This is a genomic window from Candidatus Magnetobacterium casense (assembly GCF_019173545.1).
GTDB lineage: Bacteria > Nitrospirota > Thermodesulfovibrionia > Thermodesulfovibrionales > Magnetobacteriaceae > Magnetobacterium > Magnetobacterium cryptolimnobacter.
Genome location: NZ_JABXWD010000252.1, coordinates 1 through 5093 on the forward strand (window position 1 = coordinate 1; position 5093 = coordinate 5093).

Here is a 5093-nt window from a genome sequence, read left to right on the forward strand (position 1 = left end):
CCGGTCGATAAGGAGATCATCATAGGCAGGGACCCGGCAAAAGCATCCGTCGTACTACACTCAATAGAGGTATCGCGCTCTCATATGAGTATTGTCTATCAGAGTTCCACGGGGACGTTTATCATCAATGACCTTGACTCCAAAAATGGTGTCTACGTGGCCAGAGCCGGGGAGACGCAGTTCAAAAAGGTTAAGACTACGGTGTTACGCGATGGGGACAGATTTATTGTTGGGCTGCGGGTTGCCGAGTTTGAACTAAAAAAACAGTTGACAGACTCTCAGACAGATAACCGGCAAGGGGATTGAAAACAATTAGATCGGGAGGCATATTCCAATATCATGGTTAAGCTGGTAAAATGTACTAATGGTCATTTCTATGACAAGAGCAAGACGCCTTCTTGCCCTGATTGTGAGCTTATAAAGGGTGTGCTTGAGCCAACGGCCTCTGTCTTTGGCATTGGCGAAACATCCGTAAGCGGGGCAAACGATCCGTTGCGTGTTGAGGAGGCAAGTGAACGTCCTGCACAGCAATGGCTCACTTTTAATCCCACGACAGGATGGCTGATCGTCATAGAAGGCGATTTCAGAGGACAGGACTACTGCCTGAAAACAGGCAAAAACGAAGTCGGACGAAGCAAGGAAAACCACATCAGCATAGAAACCGATAGACTGATGTCGCGCAAACATGCCCTGCTGTTCTATTATCCAAAGTTAAACAGCTTTTTTATAGAGAACCTCTCTCCACAAGGCACCAAGCTCAACGGGCAACCCATAGCAGAAAAAACAAGGCTCAAAGACCTGGACGTTATTGAAATGGGCAGCACAATGTTTTTGCTCAGAACCCTATGCGATGAGGACTTCACATGGAAAGATTTTGGTGAAGACACCACCGGTATACAACAACCCAAAAACCTATAATAGCCGATAACATAAGGAATATGTGACTATAATGCCAACAAACAACCAAACATGAAAGCCAACAAGGCCGTATCGCAACAAAAACCAACTCCCGGCTCAGATGGTATACGCAAGCGACTTTCGGCATACCTCAGACCACAGCTTAAGTACTCACGATGGGTATTGTTGATAGTCCTGTTGTTGTGCTTGAGCCTCTCTGTCCTGGCGAGGTACAACCAGTACCACCAATGGCAAAAGACCCCCGATCTGCACTTCGTCGATGGCAAACCCATGATGACCACGATGGATGCCTTCCTATGGCTGCGTTTTGCACGACAATACAAAACCGACTCCTACAATGACACCGGCCCGGATACTATGAGATTCTACCCCGTGGGGTACAGTAAACCCCCCTTTATCCTGTTGAGCTACCTGTCGGCCAAACTCTCTGTCTTCTTTGACAACATTGAGGACAACGCTACAATAGTAATACCGATATTGGCGAGCCTCTTTATAATACCTTTTTTTGTCTATTTCTTTGAAATAGGTTATCCCGCTGCCGCCGTTGTGGGCAGCCTCGTTGGCACCTTTAACCACATCTATATGGTAAGAACGGCAATAGGACGAGTGGATACGGATAGTCTCAACCTGTTTTTCTTATTCCTGGTGTCATACTTTATCCTGCTCACGTGCAAGGACAACAAGGAGCGCAACCTTTATCTGTACAGTGCCATAGCCGGTGTCTCCATGTTTGTATTTCATACGTGGTATCACCTCAATATGCTTGCGGAGTTCTATGTGTTTGTGCTCGTTGTTTATCTGCTCGTAAACAAAGTTCCCTGGAGAAAAACGCTGAAGGCCGCAGGGATTTTTGTACTCTTCTCCGCAGGCGATGCCGTTGTAAACATCACACGGGCGGTCCTGGCTGAATTGTCAAAGTCCGCTCCGGAGGCTTACGGCGCATACATGCCGGTGATGTTTGTTGTATCCCTGTACCTCTGTGAAATCACAGAAATCGTTGCATCTGTCTTGCCAAGCATGTTTGATTATCTTGCTGCCACTAACGAAAGGATTTTCAAGTTTTCTTTGACCTCCACAAACGTCATCTTCACTGCGCTCTACATTCTCTGCATGATTATGCTTCACAGCAGCGGTTTTGACGTTATCGCTATATGCTTGTTGCTTGTGGTCTGCTGTCTCTACCTTGAGAGATACAATCGTTTGACGTTATTTAAGATAGCCGCTGTATCATCACTTGTCATTTTGTTGCCAACTGTTTTTTATGCTGCAAAGAATATAGCGATTAGTGCTCAAAACTCCTATCTCATGTACTATGTCAAAGAGATTCAGTACAATCTTACAACCGGACTTATGGTCAAGCAGAGTGTGTTTTCAACCGTTGAGGAAATGCAAAAGACACCAGTCGATGTTCTCCTGTCGTTTATATTTACAAAATCCAGATTAAGTATTATAGGTCTTATATTTTTTGGCGTATTCAGCATTTATCACATAAAGAGGCTAATCCCTCTGCTGCCGATTGTTATTATGGGCCTGTTGACGTTTAACGGATCAAACCGATACGTGATGAATCTCGCACCACTTGTCGGCATAGGATATGGCTACGTGATAGCCATAATTGTTAAGTTAATCATGGATTCACTTAACACAAGGGACATAGTAAAGGAACTGGCAGTCTATGGTATTTCGTTGCTTTTTTTTCTCTCCGTGTTCAATCAAACGGCATACTCCTATGTGCCGCAACCCTCAGTGCCAACTGACATCTACAGGGCAATGTCTCAACTCAAGGGCAAGTTGCCCCAGGACTCCGTAATACTGACCTGGTGGGACTTAGGCTATGCTATCGTTGATACAACCGGTTATGTCACATTTCATGACGGCGGCACACAAAACACCAGCAACACAACCTATATTGCCCGTGCTCTCACCTCCGGCAGTCAATACGAACTGTATAACATAGCCGGCATGCTCTGTGCCAACGGCTCCACGGTCTCCGAGGATATCATAAAAAAAGACCTGGCCCTTAACTCTGTCATCGACAACGTCAAGGTTGATAACATCTACCTCATGTACACAAGAGACCTGTTAGGGAAATTCCAGGCGATATACTATCTCAGGGGTGCTATCCCAAGCAAACACGCCAATCAGAACGCCCCAATGGCAGTCCCCTTATCCTGTCAATCCCTTGATGGCGGGGTTTTATCCTGCAACTCCGACACCATAGACCTCAACACGGGCCTCATAAACAACTCCACCGGCATTGCAAAGGCAGTTTTTGCAGAACACGGCAAGGTAACCAAACAAATCGACTACAAAAACCAATCAGATATATTCCTGGAGCTGATTGTAGAAAAAGACAGGATTTCGGAAATCTATGTGATGAAGGATGCCTTATTTTACTCGAACTTCAATCAGATGTTTATCCTGGGCAATTACGACAGCGCTATCTACGAGGAGACGCTTAATGCCTTCCCTGCAATGCGGGTATTTAAGCTGCGTCATCACCCTCTGGCCGTGGCAAGTGGCAGTCTCACGCAGACGAAGTAGCTGTCCTGTCGCTGTCTGGTGCGCATATCTGCCCTGTACCTGTGAAGTATCCTGAGAGTGATCTCTTTTCCCAGCCCGGTGCCCTTGTACGCCGATGGTGCAATGTCGTTTCTGATGTACAGACACACGTGCCTGTTTACCACACGCAGTCTGATACTGATCGTTGTGACGGAGTACCGTATGGCGTTGTCTATGAGGTTGTAGAGGATATCTTCAAGGTCGTTATATGCCATGAGGGTGCTGACACTGTGCAGATCAAGTGTGAGGTGTCTGGCACTTAGCTCCGGTGCAAAGCAGTACACCATCTTGTCAATGACCTCTGCAACGTTGACGACTTCGCTGATATTTACGTAGTCCGTAGCGCTCATCTTCAGTGTCCGTTTCACGTCTGCCTCTATCCTCGTGCATGTCTGTTCTATCCTGTCAATGCAATCGTTGTCGGCAGGGCTGGTCTTTAGTATCTCTACGTTTAGCTTGAGGGTTGACAGGAAGTTGCCTATCTTGTGGTTAAACGACAACAGCAGCAGGTCCAGAAATCGCTCCTTACCCTCTATATCCCTGACAAACCGTGCAACGCTCACATACGTAAACAGCACCAGCGACAAAAACAACGCACTCTCCAGGCCAAAGACAATAATGCCAAAGCTGTTCAACCTCTGTCGTATATATGGTCGTCTGATATAGTAGTACCGTCCCTCCTGCATCCCCTCAACTGCCACAAGGTCACTGCGGTTGAGCGGTTGGTGACTGACAACGATGAAATCCAATGGGTGTGCCCTTCGCTCAGACTCACTCATCTTTGCATAGGGGGCCACTGCATCTGCAATCACCTCCGCCATGTTGTTTTCAAAGTACGATACAATCGCTATGTTAAAGACAAACAACCAAAAAACACCGATCACTATAAAGAGGATTATAACCCTTGTACCGACATGCATATGAATCAAAAAAAATCGCCTGCTTTCCAACCGGATGGAAGGCCTGCTCGTAGTCGGGCGTTACCTGTGGTGTTACCAATCAACGACGCGAAATCCTAACGGTGGACAATGTTTCCGTCATCTTTGTAAGCATCCACAAACTTCCTTGCATAGACAACACAGTATATGCTAACATTACAGGATGATTTTACGCAATCGTTAAATAAAAAATGCAGGCTACACACACCATAGACAATCTCGCCGAGGTTTCGGACATTGTCTCGCGTCTGCGTGACAACCTCAACAGCGTTATCACGGAGCAGGCGGCAACGATACGGCAGTTGATAGCGGCCTTCTGTGCCGGTGGACACGTCCTGCTTGAGGACTTCCCGGGCACGGGCAAAACCATGCTGGCAAAGGCATTTGCAAAGACCATCCATGCCGATTTTAAGCGCATACAGTTCACACCTGATCTGCTGCCCTCTGACATCGTGGGCATCTCCATGTTTGACCCGGAGATCAAGCGGTTTTCGTTTCGCAGGGGACCGGTCTTTACAAACATACTGCTTGCCGATGAGATCAACCGTGCCTCACCACGCACACAATCGGCATTGCTGGAGTGCATGGGCGAACAACAGGTCACCGTCGATGAACGGTCATATCCACTGGCTGCCCCGTTCTTCGTCCTGGCCACGCAGAATCCCGTCGAGTTTC

Annotated in this window: 5 protein-coding genes; 4 read left to right on the forward strand and 1 reads right to left on the reverse strand. The window is 47.2% G+C overall.

From position 1 onward, the window contains the following. The 3 genes from HWQ67_RS12485 to HWQ67_RS12495 all read left to right on the forward strand — a co-directional run. Window positions 1-306, forward strand: a 306-nt coding sequence (locus HWQ67_RS12485) for an FHA domain-containing protein (protein ID WP_218253020.1), incomplete at its 5' end; no start/stop codon positions are given. A 33-nt stretch (window positions 307-339) separates the two neighbouring features. After that, window positions 340-918, forward strand: a complete 579-nt coding sequence (locus HWQ67_RS12490; RefSeq protein WP_218253021.1) for an FHA domain-containing protein — start codon at window positions 340-342, stop codon at window positions 916-918. Between the two features lie 51 nt (window positions 919-969). Further along, window positions 970-3462, forward strand: coding sequence for an STT3 domain-containing protein (locus HWQ67_RS12495; protein ID WP_218253022.1), 2493 nt, complete (start codon window positions 970-972; stop codon window positions 3460-3462). Here the strand turns inward: HWQ67_RS12495 and HWQ67_RS12500 are convergent. Then, entirely contained in the window at window positions 3417-4409 is a 993-nt protein-coding gene (locus HWQ67_RS12500; protein WP_218253023.1) for a sensor histidine kinase, read from the reverse strand. The two genes, HWQ67_RS12495 and HWQ67_RS12500, sit on opposite strands and share 46 nt — an antisense overlap. A gap of 200 nt (window positions 4410-4609) precedes the next feature. Here HWQ67_RS12500 and HWQ67_RS12505 point away from each other — a divergent pair. Continuing rightward, a partial coding sequence (locus tag HWQ67_RS12505) for an AAA family ATPase (RefSeq protein WP_218253024.1) occupies window positions 4610-5093 on the forward strand: 484 nt, incomplete at its 3' end.

What these genes read in the sequence shown, in the direction of transcription:
- HWQ67_RS12490 (WP_218253021.1), top strand. Translation starts at nt 340, where the DNA reads ATGGTTAAGCTGGTAAAATGTACTAATGGTCATTTCTATGACAAGAGC.
- HWQ67_RS12495 (WP_218253022.1), top strand. Translation starts at nt 970, where the DNA reads ATGAAAGCCAACAAGGCCGTATCGCAACAAAAACCAACTCCCGGCTCA.